At 47.4% G+C, this 15,601-nt stretch carries 11 protein-coding genes; 6 read left to right on the top strand and 5 right to left on the bottom strand.

The features are described 5' to 3' along the window. Nucleotides 1–110 precede the first annotated feature (110 nt). Both BQ7394_RS12055 and BQ7394_RS12060 read right to left on the bottom strand, forming a co-directional pair. Entirely contained in the window at nucleotides 111–932 is an 822-nt protein-coding gene (locus BQ7394_RS12055; RefSeq protein WP_235848736.1) for a sensor histidine kinase, read from the bottom strand. Nucleotides 933–1,271: 339 nt separating this feature from the next. Further along, nucleotides 1,272–2,180: a DUF6268 family outer membrane beta-barrel protein gene (locus tag BQ7394_RS12060; RefSeq protein ID WP_075557663.1), complete on the bottom strand. Its 909-nt coding sequence runs from the start codon at nucleotides 2,178–2,180 to the stop codon at nucleotides 1,272–1,274. 161 nt (nucleotides 2,181–2,341) lie between these two features. Between BQ7394_RS12060 and BQ7394_RS12065 the strand changes: the two genes are divergently transcribed. The 6 genes from BQ7394_RS12065 to BQ7394_RS12090 all read left to right on the top strand — a co-directional run bounded on the left by BQ7394_RS12065 (nucleotide 2,342) and on the right by BQ7394_RS12090 (nucleotide 10,189). After that, on the top strand, nucleotides 2,342–3,583 hold the full coding sequence (locus tag BQ7394_RS12065; protein WP_075557664.1) for an Hsp70 family protein: 1,242 nt from the start codon (nucleotides 2,342–2,344) through the stop codon (nucleotides 3,581–3,583). A 684-nt stretch (nucleotides 3,584–4,267) separates the two neighbouring features. Then, nucleotides 4,268–5,566 carry a hypothetical protein gene (locus tag BQ7394_RS12070; RefSeq protein WP_139317702.1) on the top strand — a complete coding sequence of 433 codons (1,299 nt, stop codon included), beginning with the start codon at nucleotides 4,268–4,270 and terminating at the stop codon, nucleotides 5,564–5,566. Nucleotides 5,567–5,591: 25 nt separating this feature from the next. Then, nucleotides 5,592–6,365 carry a hypothetical protein gene (locus tag BQ7394_RS12075; protein ID WP_139317703.1) on the top strand — a complete coding sequence of 258 codons (774 nt, stop codon included), beginning with the start codon at nucleotides 5,592–5,594 and terminating at the stop codon, nucleotides 6,363–6,365. Between the two features lie 90 nt (nucleotides 6,366–6,455). Then, nucleotides 6,456–7,298: a DUF4469 domain-containing protein gene (locus tag BQ7394_RS12080; protein WP_075557667.1), complete on the top strand. Its 843-nt coding sequence runs from the start codon at nucleotides 6,456–6,458 to the stop codon at nucleotides 7,296–7,298. Between the two features lie 134 nt (nucleotides 7,299–7,432). Then, a complete protein-coding gene (locus tag BQ7394_RS12085; RefSeq protein ID WP_075557668.1) occupies nucleotides 7,433–8,449 on the top strand; it encodes a fimbrillin family protein in 1,017 nt (338 codons plus the stop codon). A 69-nt stretch (nucleotides 8,450–8,518) separates the two neighbouring features. After that, the gene (locus BQ7394_RS12090; protein ID WP_075557669.1) at nucleotides 8,519–10,189 is read left to right on the top strand and encodes a fimbrillin family protein; all 1,671 of its coding nucleotides are present in this window, start codon (nucleotides 8,519–8,521) and stop codon (nucleotides 10,187–10,189) included. Nucleotides 10,190–10,386: 197 nt separating this feature from the next. On the opposite strand, the gene BQ7394_RS12095 is transcribed toward BQ7394_RS12090, so the two are convergent. From BQ7394_RS12095 to BQ7394_RS12105, 3 genes are all read right to left on the bottom strand, one after another. Next, nucleotides 10,387–11,733 carry a citrate/2-methylcitrate synthase gene (locus BQ7394_RS12095; protein ID WP_075557670.1) on the bottom strand — a complete coding sequence of 449 codons (1,347 nt, stop codon included), beginning with the start codon at nucleotides 11,731–11,733 and terminating at the stop codon, nucleotides 10,387–10,389. Nucleotides 11,734–11,752: 19 nt separating this feature from the next. Then, nucleotides 11,753–13,012: an NADP-dependent isocitrate dehydrogenase gene (gene icd, locus BQ7394_RS12100; RefSeq protein WP_075557671.1), complete on the bottom strand. Its 1,260-nt coding sequence runs from the start codon at nucleotides 13,010–13,012 to the stop codon at nucleotides 11,753–11,755. Nucleotides 13,013–13,183: 171 nt separating this feature from the next. Continuing rightward, the gene (locus BQ7394_RS12105; protein WP_075557672.1) at nucleotides 13,184–15,430 is read right to left on the bottom strand and encodes an aconitate hydratase; all 2,247 of its coding nucleotides are present in this window, start codon (nucleotides 15,428–15,430) and stop codon (nucleotides 13,184–13,186) included. Between the last annotated feature and the right edge of the window lie 171 nt (nucleotides 15,431–15,601).

The raw sequence follows: 15,601 nt of genomic DNA on the forward strand, positions 1-15,601 counted from the left end.
ATAAAAATTTACAGAGATTATTAGCATACTGAGAGAAAACAGCAGGAAATGCCTGAAGAACCTCCAACGTGGATCAACCAGCAAACGCAGTAAAAAACCGGACGTATTCATCACAACCTGATACATAAATTCGTTTTACAAATTCCTCCATCGTCCACCACCTCCAACTTATAGGAGTTTTTAAATAGCAAATCGAGGCGTTGATTCACACTTTCCAGATCTTCACAATTCTCCATGTGTCCACCCGGCATACCCGGAGCAAAACAGATGCAGGAAAAATGTAACTCTCCTTCTCCAGCCCGAAAACAGAAATGAACATCCAGCGGCAAATTCCCCAATGACGACAGCTTCACATAATGAATGGCAAACGGAATAAACAACAAAGGAGGTACTAACTTACGGCTAACATCCCCCTCTTTCATCACGCTAAAACTCAGATTCGCATGTCTCGTCTTTGCCAGTTCCAGGAAATGTTCAATGAATGAAATCTCAGAGATCAGCAACACCTTCTCCCGTTTCCCATCATACAACTGGTAACGGAGCAATCTACTTAGCTCCATCAAGACTATTGAAGCCTGTGCAGGGTTATCAAATGTCTGCTTACCCGCTTCATCAAGCATATTAAAAAGAAACTCCGGATTGATCTGATCTTTCAATAACTCCAATTCAGTTTTCAGGTTTACCTTCTCCAATTCGTTCTTTCGTTTATAGAACCCTATCCAATGACGTAGCAAAATCGTAATGGAAGTTCCTGCAATCAATAACCCGTAAAGGAAAAAATTACTTACAATCTCAACCGCCAGTATTCGATTCTTATAGAAAAAAGAATAATACCCCGGTTCCTGCCTGTAATATAAATTCAGCCAGTAATCACTCCCAAAAGAGACTACGATCATGACCAATATTAGTAAAGATACAGTAATGATATACAAGACATATCGATTTTTCAGCAGCAACCCTGGTAGCAAAACATACATATGCAGATAAATTCCTCCCAAATAGGAAAACAGTAAAATGAGGCTGACACACCAAATCACATCATCTACTTCGCCCAAAAAAGTCGCACAGGTCAAATAAGGCATATTGAACGCGACAAAAGTGAAGAATAGTATCAGCAACACATGCCTACCGATTCTATATTTCGGGGCTATCAGAAATTTAATCAAAAAACTATTATATGTAACTTCCGACTCCGGCATAACATTATTTCTTTACTTATTTAGACGAGGTAAAGGTGATACATTTTCTACGAACTACAAAACCCGATCTAATCAGAAACCATACTTAATCGCTACACTTGTATAAAAAGAAGGCGAAAAATGCGGATCATAGTCTCTGTCCATCGACCGGAACATGGCCTTCAAGCTCCGGTCATCGTAAAAGGCGGTCCGGTAAGCAGACAGGCCGATCGTTATGGGAACAGAAAGAGATTTTGTGATCGTCAGTTCCGGCTGTAATCCGGTTATTATGTACTGCTGTGTAAATATCTGATCCTTCCCCTCATGTTTGACAAAGGCAAGCATGCCACTCATCGAACCGATCAGTTTCAGGCGAAACAATTTATGCAACTGGACGCCACCCGACAATTCCGCCCCATCCATCATTGAGACATTAACCATATAACGTCCTTCAATCCGCCAGTCCACGAAAAGGGCCGGAAAGGCCATCGGGTAACCGAAGCTGGTGTTCAAAGCAAGCCCCATACCCACATCGAGATTATCCCTCAGATGCCAGATTGCCGCAGCCACTCCCACACCCATAACATTATTCCAACGGACATAAGCCAGGCTTCCGGTATCCATAAAGATCCCCGCTCCCACACTTGCCAATAACGACCATTTCTTACTTAACGGACGGATATAAGATACTGCCAGCTGTGCATTGAAAATATGCGGCAAGTCTATATATCCCGACAAGTCCTTGTTATTCATCGAAGCATAGGAAGCGCTCAGGCCGACCATCCAGGCCGTCGGATGATTGTTTTCATCCATCTTCATCGATACGGGGACATTGACTCCTCCCTGTATCACTTTCATATCGCCTTTTCCGCCAACCTTTTTGTTATCGACATCCTTGAAACCGGAAGAACCGATATATTCAGCCTTCAGCCAAACCTGCGCGCCTGTTTCCTGAAATATAAAAACTCCCAGCAAAATCAACCATACCCATCCTGTTTTCATATCATGCTTCTTTTTATTTTTGAACTTGATACAAAACTAGGCAAACAGTCAATAGCAGAACTTTTTAGTATACGAACCGATACTAATAATATACCAAACGAGTATTTTGGTATATTTTTTATATCTTTGCGCCCCATTTTTTCATTAAACAAAAGGCAAAGATGAACATAAACGAGTTGACATGCGGTTTAGATTTCGGAACCTCCAATTCCATTATCTCCCTCACTGATAAAACGACACAAAAAGAAGTATTCTCTTATAGCGCAAGCTCCATCCTTTATTTCCCGGATACAAACGAAATGACCTATTATGTGGGAAAGGAAGCCCACGACAAATATATAGAAGAGAATATGACCGGGCGCCTGCTGAAATCGGTCAAGACACTACTTCGTCAGGATAAGTTCCTTTCTACCTGGATATTCGGCAAACGAATGACACCAGACCAGCTCGTCACCTGCATCATCCGTCACTTGAAAGAGAAAGCGGAAGCTTTTACAGGCACGGAAATCACCGATGTGGTATTGGGAAGGCCTGCCATCTTTTCGGAAGATCCCAAACAAGAGAATCTGGCCGTCAACCGTCTGACACTTGCCGCCCGTAACGCAGGTTTTAGGAATATCAAGCTGCAACTGGAACCGATTGCCGCCGCTCTCTCCTACGAACAACGGCTCGACCATAACGAGAATGTCCTGGTAGCCGACCTCGGTGGTGGTACTTCCGATTTTACAATCATGAACCTGTCACCCGACAAAGTACGCAAAGAAGACCGGCAAGACGATATCATCGCCCACGGCGGGGTCTACATCGGTGGCGACCTGTTCGACTCGGAGATCATGTGGTATAAAGTAACTCCTCATCTGGGACGGGGCGTGAAATACCAGTCATACGATAAGGAGATTGAAGTACCCTCCATCCTTTACCGTGAACTGAAAAACTGGGAACGGACTTTTATGCTGAAAGAAAGTAAACTACGCCGTTCGATGGATAACTATTACCACCTTTCGGGTAACAATCCAAAGATAGACAATGTAAGGGTATTGATTGATAACAACTATGTTTTCTCGCTGTTCAAAGGAATCGAACAAGCCAAGATAAATTTGTCGAATGGGAAAAATACGACGATCGACTTTGAGAAAGAGACGATCAGTATTCACGAACCTTTCACTCCTGACGAATTCGCCACAGTCATCGAACGGCATACGACAGCGATCGAACAATATATCTGCCAACTACTCGAAACTTCCAAATACAGTGCTTCGGATATCGACTCCGTCTTTATCACAGGCGGTAGCAGTCTTGTCATACCGGTAAGAGAAATACTTTACCGTATCTTCGAAAAAGATAAAATCCGTACAGGCAATACATTCAATAGTGTGGCTTACGGATTGTCGTTAAGTTATTAGAAAAAGACTCATCTTTTTTATGAGGCGGAGCCTCATGCCGCAGGCTCTCTTTTGCCGTTTGCTTCAGCAAACGGATATCTAAAAGCTCCAGATTTGCCGGATCCTCTGTGGGTTTTAACCCCTTTCATATAGGAAAGAAGCCCTGTTAATAAAGGGGCTTAAGCCCACAAAGGAAGAGGCTTTGCCTCCTGTCTTTTATATCCGTCGGTTAAAAACCGACGGCAAAAGAGAGCCTCGGCACAAGGCGTTGCCTTGTAAAGAAAGATAGCTCATATCTGTCAATAATTGAAACGTATCACCGATTACTACCGTAATGGCTTGTTGACCGAAAAATACTGGGAACGATTGATATTACATCTTTGGGTGAGAAATGACATAGTCCATCAAGAACTATGTTAGTAACAGGTGGCAAAGGTAACATTTATAATCAAATACAAAAAGCATAACGCTTAAAAATCACAGTGACCAGTAAAAAAGTCAGAAGATATTGTCTGATTTCCTCAATCATTTTATACTCTTTGGGTACCATTAGGAATACACTTGACTAATGCAAACTTTCCTGGTTTTCACCTGGTTTACTGATTTATCATGAATTTCCTCCATAATCAAAGGTATGCTTTTAGCTGTACGCTTTAATTTATGGCATATCAAACATTGTTCTTGATGGACTAAATCATTTTAGTTATGAAAATAAAACAGCTAATTCACAGGACAATACATTTGATGTCACCTCGCTCTAATGCCGGAAATGAGGCAAAATCACAGACTTTTATACCTTATAAATTTACCCGTATGGCACTGACTTTCATCTGTCTGTTGCTGACCTCTTCTATGGCTTCGCTATGTGCACAGGGAATACTCGATACAAATATACAGATACGTAAAAATGACCCGACAGTGACGGTTACCGTTACGAATAACAAGGGGAATGCCAATCCCCAAGCCGGAGATGAGGTAACCGTAACCCTAGCCAACCTCCCGAAAACGAAGAAAGCGACCGTAAAAGCCGGTGAAAGTTTTGGCGATACTAAGCTTGACAGTTGGGATATCTCAACGAACGGCGGCAACTCTTTTACCTTCACAATGCCCGCTTACAAACTCTTTATCGATATAGATGTTCAATATATCACAGCGCCCGATACTTATACCTTGACGGTCGAAACGGAAGGACTCTCTTCCGCGAAGGTCGCCGTTACCGTAACAGCAACGAATATGACCGGTGCAAATTCTCCTTATCAGGTGAAACCCGGCACGGAGGTCACCGCCTCGCTGCCGGCTTCCCTGCCCTCGCACGTCAGCCTGCTGGGGATTGAAGGGAGTGCCACCGACGGCTCCTGGTTTCTGAACCCTGTTATCCCCGAAGGAGGTTCCTGTCCCGATCAGGTCACTTTCAATATGCCGGAGACCGATGTGATACTGCGTTTTATGTTTAAAGATGATACACCGCCGGGACCGGGTCCTACACCTGACCCTGACCCCGATCCCGCCCCCAAACCCGATCCCGTTTATCATAAGGTGACAATCCCGCCCGTAGAAGGTGCCGCTACCGATCCGGCAGCAGGAAGCCACCGGGTAGAGGCAGGGGAAGATTTCAGCTTCTACCTTACCCTCGATAAGGATTACGACCGATCCACCCCTGTGGTGACGACCGACCGGGGCGACGAACTGACACCCCGCACGAGCGACGGCGCTTACGTCGTCCGGACGGTGCGGCAGAATATTGCAATCCGCATCGACGGTATCCGGCGCAACACGGCGGTAAGCAACGAAAAGATCGAAACGCCCACCGCCGGTTTCAGCCTGAGCAGTTCGGGGAGCACCCTCCACATTTACAGCGACCTGCCCGGCGTGGCACGCATCTACACCTTCGGCGGTTCGCTGATCCGTACCGTCGATGTGGCGGCAGGCATGCAGTCGGTGCAGCTTCCCCGGGGCGTTTATATCGTGCAGATGGGAGAAAAAAGCCTGAAAATCGTTTTGTAAACAATACCTATATATAATGTATCCTATGAAGAAGACTTTATACCTGGCAGCCTTGTCCGCCCTGTTGCTTTCGGCGGCGGGTTGCAGCGAAAACGACCTTCCGGAAAGTGATTCAGCCGAAGTGGTTTTATCGACCCGTACGGGAAACGAAACGACGGATTTCCGTCTGTTGGTGTTCGACGATAGCGAGGGAAAATGCCTGCTCAACCAATCTTTCGGCTCGGGCAACAAGAGCGTAAAGCTGGCAAACGGCACCTACCGCTTCGTCACCCTTATCGGTATCGAGGGGTTTGACCTGCCTGCCGGCGGGACGACCGACGGTATCAGCCTGTCGACACCGATTGCCCTGAAAACAGGAAGCAAATGTTCTCCCGTACAGGTCTGCACTCCGCAAACGGTCAGCATATCGGGCACCTCCGTCTACACCGCCGACCTGAAGCCCGCCACCTGCCTGCTGAAACCGGAACTGAAAAATGCACCGGAAGGCGTTACTTTGGCGCTGACCAATATGTACAACGGTGTCTCCCTAACGGGAAAGTATGCCGATAATGAAGCCCTTTGTTCATCCTATTCGCTCGGTAGCGGAGAAAACATCTGCCTGCCGACGAAAGGAAATGCAGTGTTGCAATATACCTCCGAAACCGGCGAATCTGTTTCGGGTACGCTCAACCTGGGCATGCCGCTCGAAGCAGGCTACACCTATTCGTTTACCCTGCAATGGCACTACGGCAGCCTGAGCCTAACTTCCGAAATCAAGAAATGGGAAGAAATTAAAACTGTTACCGGCGACGCAGAGTAACCTTTCCCCTCTCGAGAGGGGGCAGGGGGTGTGTCACAGTCAACAAAAGTATAAACAATCAACATCTATCTAACTAAAAAACAACCAACCATGGCAAAAGATCCGACCCAGAAGGCGAAGCTCACGCTGAAAGCCATCGACCTGGCACTTACCCAGGACGTTACCGACGACTGTTACCTGCAACCCAAGTTGCAGAAGTGTCTAAACATACACGACCTCGCCAGCGAAGTCGCCGCCCTCAGCACCCGCCAGGAGGACGTGGACGAAATAGCCCGCACAGGCAATCTACTCCTGCGTCGCATGATGTGGTATATCTCTTCGGGGTATAGCGTCAGCACCCTGTTGGGCTATTTCCGCCCCACCTCGCAGGGTGTCTTTCTCGAAAGCGAACTCACATCGGCTCCCGACCGCAAACGCCTGAAGCTCGGTGTCGCCTACTCCATGAGCCAGGAAATGCGCCAGGCACTGGAAGAAGCCGAGATCGACGTCGAGATACAGAAGTCGGTCAGCGGCCCGCAATTATTCACCGTAGTCAGTGCACAGGATGCACAGAACCCGGCAGCCGCCGCCCGTGGCGAAGGCACGCCTGTCAGTGCAGGACAAACCTGTATCATCAAGGGAAAGAACATCAAGGTGGGCGGCACAGGAGCCCAGATCGGCGTCACCATCAAGCGCACCGACGGCGACTCTGCCGAAACGATCTTCTTCCCAGCCTCTAAACTCTATCCGAACACTGCCACGCAGGTCGGCTTCGTATTGCCTGCCACAGCCGTCGACGGTTCCGTGTGGAGCGTAACGCTTTGCACACAGCTCGGCAGCAACGGGGCGGCACTACTTAAAGAACCCCGCACAGCGATGATGTCGGGCAACTTCGTCGTAGGCGATGTATCCGATACGCCCGGCGGCGATGACGACAGACCCGTAATAGAGTAACCGGAAAATCGCGCAAAGTCCGTGATACCCATCGCGGACCTTGCGTGATAGTAATCGCGGACTTCGCGCGATAGCCATCGCGGACCTTCCGCGATAAAAAGAAAAGAATGACAACCCCAAAAAGAGATAGAAAAATGGACAGATTATCAGCATTCAGCAACAGGATGACGGTAGCGTTATGTTGCCTCTTCGCCTTTGCCGGCTGCACGGACGACACGACGACGGACGGCAACCGCCTGCCCGACGGCAAATACCCGATGACCTTCACCGCCGCCGTAGACGGACTGACCGTCACCCGCGCCGCGAATACTGCCGACGGAGTATGGACAACGGGTGACAAGATAGCCGTACAGGTCAGTAATGCCGCATCCGATAAAAAAATAAAGGAATATACTCCGTCGGATATTAATAACAACAGTGCCACCCTGACCTCCGACGACCCGTTCTACTGGCAGACCACCGCCGAAACGAAGACCGTCAGCGCCTGGTATTGCGGCGACGGTTCCATCGCTGCCGGAGAGTCGAATGCCGGTGCCGTGCCCGCATCATGGGAGGTACAAGCCGACCAAGCCCAAAACGACGGTTACCCAAAGAGCGACTTCCTCTATGCCGCCAAAAAAGACATCTCGTTCAGCGACGCGGATAAATCCCTACCCTTCGCCCACCAGACCGCACGAGTGGTAATAAACATCAAAAAAGCGGAAGTGGCAACGGATGCCAATGTTATCTCAAAAGTCATTATCGGCTACGACAACAACCTCGCCCTTTCGGGCGCATACACCGTACCCACACAGGGAAGCGGTACCACCGGCACATGGAACATAAGCAGTGGCAACAAAGGCACCATCACCCCGAAAATGACTACCACTCCCTCCGGCAATAGCGATATCCTGATAACCTATGCCGCCCTCGTCATTCCGCAGGATATGAAAGACAAGAAATTCATCGCCGTCACCCTGACGGACGGCAATACCTATTATTATACCCCCACGAGCACCGAAGCCGACCTCGAAAGCGGCAACCAATATACCTACGACATCACCGTGAAGTATGGCTATCTGGATGTGGTGACAGCAAAGGCGAACGGTGCATGGGGCGACGGAACAACCGAAAATGTGACCAGCACAACCAAAAGTTCTCGCATTAAATGAAGGTAATTGAATTATTAATCTATTAAAATCCAATCCCCGCTTGCGGGTTGAAAAATAAAAATAATAACAATGAAACGAATCATCCCCCATATTCCTAATATCACAGCGTCAGCCTCCGTGTTGTTTGCTTCGGTCGTCGTGTTTGCCTCTGCCTTTTTGCTTTCCGGATGCAGTGAAAGCGAACTGCCCGGCGACGACGATAACGGTAACAACAACCGCCCCGCCCTCACCATCGAGGTATCCGATGGCGGCTATGCTCCCGCCGCAGGCGAGAAGTCCGATACCCGCGAGAATCCCGCCACCCGTGCCACAGAGAACGACTATACCACCCAATTCACCGCCGGTGACAAAATAGGCGTCTATGCCGTAAAGGACGGTGCCATAGTAGACGGTGTAAACAACCTCTGCCTCGTCGCCACTACCATGACTGCTCCCGATGGTAGCACCTCCCTTGTATGGCAAACCACCGACGGTAAAACTCCTTTCAATATCTCCGGTGCTGCCTACTATGCTTATTACCCTTGGCAATCCGGCGCCGATATGGCGAACAAGGTCATAGCTTCTGCTGATAACGCCGCCGCTTTCTTTGCCAACGTCATCAGCGGCTGGTCTCCCTCCACCGATCAGGGAACCTACGCCGCCTACACCTCCTTCGACCTGATGATAGCCCAGGGTACCACCTCCAACAAAACCCTCTCTTTCTCCATGCAGCACCAAATGGCGCTGGTGGTAATCGACCTGCCGAAGACAAAGTACACGCTGACGGATGTAAGCAGCAATCAGCTTCCCGATTACATCCTCGATGCCCCCGATACGAAATTCAACGACTTCACCCCCTGCCGGATGGGTGACGGCACTTATCGTTACCTGATAAATCCTGCCGCAACCGTTCCCCAACCGACAACCTTCTCCGGTAGCTACACCAATGCCATCCCTGCTACTGCCGAATGGAAATTTACAGCTAACGTCTCTGCCAGCCAGTACAAGAAATATGTGGTAGATAACGGTTCTGCAACCGTTATTGATAAATCCCACCAATTGCAAGTAGGCGATTTCTTTATGAAAGACGGTACGCTGCTCTCCAAAGATACATATTCCTTGTCCAACGAGCAGAAAGAGGCCTGCATCGGCATTGTTCTGAAAGTCGGTAGAGACGAAAGCGGCGATTGGGAAGATGATTGCAAGTACAAGCAGAAAGACGGCACAACTCCTATGAATGACATTCACGGTTACGTTCTTTCGTTGAAGGAAGGTAATGGTGGAAGAACTTGTGCGTGGGGTTCTATCGGTACATCAGTAGTATATGAAGAAGACGATGTGGATATGATGAATAGGGAGAAGAATACAGGTTTTTACGGTTATAAGAATACGCAGGCAATCATCCTGTTCAACAAAAGTCAAAGTGGTGACTTGTCAACCGCATTTCCCGCCGCTTATCATGCGACAGCAGGCTACGAAAAAGCGCAGCAAGCTCCCGCTAACAGTAGCGGTTGGTTTTTGCCTTCTGCCGGTCAGGGCCAGTATTGGTATCAAAACAAAGGTAACTTATTGCCAAGTTTTAAAAAAGCTCTCGGAAAAGATAATTTTGATTGGTCTGATTATTCTTATTGGTCGAGTTCGGAGTACAGTGACGATCCGAAGAACTCCGCGTGGGGCGTGAATTTCTTCTACAACGGCATGTACAACGACAATAAGGGCGGCGACGACTACAATAAGGTGCTGTCGTGTCTGGCTTTTTGATCTTATTTATCCATTAAAATTATTTATCTATAAAAAACCAATCCCCGCGAAGCGGGTCGGCGATATATTTAAACCATGGCTTTATCCGGATATTTACCTCTGTATCGTAACACCCGTCACGGCGGATATATTATCCGCCGTTTCACGAGTATTAGGATTTCAGGATGGTCATATTCGTTCACATCAGAGAGCCTCCGTCAACGTTCGGATATCGGAACATAAACAGTTTCATCCAATACATTCTTATACGCCGGACGGATAATACGTTTGCCGTCGAAATGAAGTTCTTCGATACGGTGAGCTGTCCAACCGACGATACGAGCCATGGCGAACAGCGGTGTATAGATTTCCTGCGGCAAGCCGATCATTTCATACACGAAGCCGGAATAGAAGTCTACGTTTGAAGAGACACGTTTCTTCGTTCCTTTATGTTTGGCGAAACATTCGATAGCACGTTCTTCCAGGAGTTCGAGGAAGGCAAACTCTTCTTCACGTCCCTTTTCCTTTGCCAGATCACGGGCCAGTTCCTTCAAGACAATGGCACGCGGGTCGGATATTGTATAAACGGCATGACCGATACCATAGATCAGACCCGTTTTATTGTAAGCCTCCTTATTCAGCATACGCATGAAATAAGTATCGATTTCATCCACATTCTTCCAATCTCCGATATTTTCTTTCAGATGGTTGAACATATCTACAACCTGGATATTGGCACCTCCGTGCAACGGGCCTTTCAACGAACCAATACCGGCTGCAATGGATGAATAGGTATCCGTTCCGGTCGAACTGGTTACACGAACAGTAAAGGTCGAGTTATTACCACCACCGTGCTCGGCTTGCAAGACAAGCAATAAATCGAGTGTACGTGCATCGAGTTCGGTAAAGTCTTTCTTCAGCATGTGCAGGAAGTTCTCTGCAAGCGACAAGTTTTCATGCGGATGGCGGATATGCAAAGAACGTCCGTGTGTACTATGACGGAAGATATTATATGCATAAGCGATAATAGTCGGGAAACGGGAGATCAGTTCGATGGACTGGCGCATCAGGTTGTCACGCGAGGTATCGTCCGGATTCGGATCGAAAGTGTACATTTCCAAAACGCTACGGGCAAGGATATTCATGATATTCTGTCCTTCCAGGTCGAGGATATTCATTTTAGTCTTCTGCTCCAACGGCATGTTATCACAGATCAGGCCTTTGAAAGAGGCTAGTTCTTCCTTATCGGGCAACTTACCGGAAAGCAACAGATAAGCCACTTCCTCAAAACCAAAACGTTTCTCTTTAATCAGGGCATGTGCCAAATCTTCCACATCGTAACCTCTGTAAAACAGTTTACCGGGGATAGCCTTCAGACCACCGTTATCCGGCAGACGTTCGTAACCTACTACGTTACCGATCTTGGTCAGTCCGACCAAAACACCGCTGCCGTCTTCGTTACGCAGACCACGTTTCACATTATACATCGGAAAAAGTTCATTGTCGATCTTACAAGCATCCTTCGATGCATCCGACAGCTTATAGATAAGATATTCTTTCTTCATGACTAATTATTTTATGAGGTTACAATAAAGATATGATACAATCACCAAACTCCCTGGTGCCAAGAGATTTTCCTGCCGGCATGAAACGAGCCAGGTCATTCGTTGCTTCACCTTTCGAGAAAGCTTTTTCCATAGCAGCCGTAATCAGGCTGGCTGCTTCATTCCATCCCATATATTCAAGCATCATCACGGATGAGAGCAAGAGGGACGAGGGGTTGACAACATTCTTTCCAGCAATGTTGGGAGCCGTGCCGTGTGTTGCCTCGAAAATAGCATAACCGCTGTCGTAATTGATATTGGCACCGGGAGCAATTCCGATACCGCCCACCATAGCAGCCAGCTGATCGGAGATATAATCGCCGTTCAGATTGAGTGTTGCGATGACGGAATATTCTTCCGGGATCAATAAAGTATTCTGCAGAAAGGCATCGGCAATAACATCTTTGATGATGACTTTTCCACTCTCGGAGGCTTCAAACATGGCTTTAACAGCTTCGGCTTCGCCTTTCTCCTTTTTGATCTTTTCGTATTGCGGCCAGGTAAATGTCTTGTCGGCAAACTCACGTTCCGCCAGGGCATAACCCCAAAGTTTGAAACCACCTTCAGTGAACTTCATAATATTTCCTTTATGTACAAGCGTTACACTCGGTAATTTATTAGTCAGGGCAAATTCGATAGCGGCACGCACCAGGCGTTCGGTTCCTTCTACGGATACGGGTTTTACGCCGAATGAAGAGGTTTCGGGGAAACGAACTTTGGTCACTCCCATTTCTTCCGTTAGGAACTTCAGAAACTTATGTGCTTCAGGTGTTCCTTGTTGCCATTCGATACCGGCATAGATATCTTCAGTATTCTCACGGAAAATATACATATCGACCTTCTGCGGTTCGCGTACCGGAGAAACAACGCCTTTGAACCAACGGACGGGACGCAGACAGACATAAAGATCCAACGTCTGGCGCAAAGCGACATTCAGCGAGCGGATACCACCACCGATCGGAGTGGTCAACGGACCTTTGATCCCAACCATATATTCGCGGAAAGCATCCATCGTTTCATCGGGAAGCCAGCTTCCGGTCTTGTTGTAAGCTTTCTCACCCGCCAATACTTCTTTCCATTCGATGGACCGTTTACCACCATAGGCTTTTTCGATAGCTGCATTTACTATCTTTTGGCAGACCGGAGTGATCTCTGCTCCTACGCCATCTCCTTCAATAAAAGGAATAACAACCTTATCAGGAACGATCAAATGGTCTTTTTGTTTTGTTATTTTATTCATTATGATAGTTTATTTATTAAATCGGATGTTGTCAAATATGAACCAATATGACCGCCCTTGTAGGGGCAGGTTCCAAACCTGCCCGTTGTGACAATGATTACATCCTGTCGATATTGGGCGGGTTTAGAACCCGCCCCTACGAGGTCTGTTATTTAGGTTCAATATTTTCTATTAATGTACTACATTCAGTGCCGCCCCAGCCTTGAACCATTTGATCTGCAAATCGTTGTATGTATGATTTACCGGGAATGATTCCTGCGAACCGTCTGCGTGTGTAAGAACGGCTGTCAATGGCTTATCGGGTGCAAAGTCTTTCAAACCGACGATGGAGATATGATCGTTTTCACGGATCTTACTATAATCATCTTTATTTGCAAACGTCAGGGCAAGCATTCCTTGTTTCTTCAGGTTCGTCTCGTGGATACGGGCAAAGCTCTTGGCAAGGATCACCTTTACATTCAGGAAGCGGGGCTCCATAGCAGCATGTTCGCGAGAAGAACCTTCGCCGTAGTTCTCTTCGGCAACAACGATGGACGAGATTCCTTTTGCTTTATATTGCTTGGCAACGGCAGAAACAGCTTCATATTCATCAGTAAGCTGGTTCAATACGGCATTTGTCTTACCATTGAAAGCGTTGACAGCTCCCATCAACATATTGTCAGATATATTTTCCAGATGTCCACGGAAACGGAGCCAAGGACCTGCCATCGAAATATGGTCTGTCGTACATTTTCCTTCCGCCTTGATAAGTAATGGCATGTCCAACAGGTCATTGCCATCCCACGGAGCAAAAGGCTGCAAAGCCTGCAAACGGTTTGACTCAGGATTGATCTTTACATCCGTATTCTTTCCGGTCGGAGCCAGATAACCATTATCTTTTACATCAAATCCTTTAGGTGGGAAATCGGTTCCCTGCGGTTCTTTGAGCTTTACTTCACGACCATTTTTCGTCTTCAACGTATCGGTCAACGGATTGAAACAAAGGTCACCGGCAATAGTCAGTGCCAGTGTCAGTTCCGGAGAAGCGACAAAGGCATGTGTGTTCGGATTGCCATCCGCACGTTTGGCGAAATTACGGTTAAAGGAGGTTACAATAGAATTCTTACGGGTATTATCGTCGGTATGACGTTTCCACTGGCCGATGCATGGTCCACAGGCATTTGCCATGATGGTAGCTCCCACTTTCTCGAAGTCACCGATAATACCATCGCGTTCGGCAGTATAGCGGATCTGCTCCGATCCCGGATTGATGATCAGCGGAGCGGCAACAGGAATCTTATCTTCAAAAGCCTGACGGGCGATAGAAACGGCACGGCTCAAATCCTGATAGGACGAGTTCGTACACGAACCGATCAGGCCCACTTCCATTTTACGGGGATAACCGTTCGCTTTTACTTTAGCAGCAAATTCAGAGATAGGCGTTGCTGCATCCGGAGTAAACGGACCGTTGATATGCGGTTCCAGTTCAGACAGGTTGATCACGATCACCCGGTCGTAATATTCGTCCGGCTGTGCTCTCACTTCCATATCGGCTTCCAGATAATCCTGGATAGCATCGGCCCAGGCAGCAACCGTATCACGTCCGGTTGCACGCAGATAAGTAGCCATATTCAGGTCGTATGGGAATAACGAGGTAGTTGCTCCTACTTCGGCACCCATATTACAAATAGTAGCTTTCCCGGTTGCGGAGATAGAAGAAGCACCGTCACCGAAATATTCAATGATAGCATTTGTCCCTCCTTTTACGGTCAGGATACCCGCCAGCTTCAAAATGACATCTTTGGGAGAAGCCCAACCGTTCAAACGTCCAGTCAGTTTGACACCGATCAGCTTCGGCATCTTCAGTTCCCACTCCATTCCGGTCATGACATCGACCGCATCAGCACCACCGACACCGATAGCAACCATTCCCAAACCTCCTGCATTCGGTGTATGAGAATCCGTACCGACCATCATTCCGCCGGGAAATGCATAGTTTTCCAGCACAACCTGGTGGATAATTCCGGCTCCCGGTTTCCAGAAACCGATACCAAACTTATCGGATACGGATTTGAGGAAGTCATACACTTCGCTATTTCCTTTGGTAGCCGTTTCAATATCCGCTTTCGCTCCGATATTCGCCTGGATCAGGTGATCGCAGTGGACGGTTGCCGGAACAGCGGATTTGTCTTTCCCTGCATTCATAAATTGCAGTAAAGCCATCTGAGCTGTTGCATCCTGCATCGCCACACGGTCGGGACGGAAGTTTACATAATCATCCCCACGCCTGAACAGGCGGAGTGCTTCTTCATCATATAAATGAGCATATAAGATTTTTTCGGCCAATGTCATCGGGCGGCCAATCTTTTCACGGGCTGTATCTACCCTTTTCGGAAAACTTGAATAGAAGCTTCTCAGCATTTCAATGTCGTACACCATATCGTAATCTTATTAGTTGTTTGTTTATCAGAATGTTTTTCACGCAATATACCGACTTGTCATCGGATGGAATGTAATATATAAGACATCATAAAAATTTTACTGTCTGATTTAATTCTTAACAAATATATATTATATCAGAATACGTTTCATTCAATAATTTCTATGGTT

This window comes from Parabacteroides timonensis (genome assembly GCF_900128505.1).
Lineage (GTDB): Bacteria > Bacteroidota > Bacteroidia > Bacteroidales > Tannerellaceae > Parabacteroides > Parabacteroides timonensis.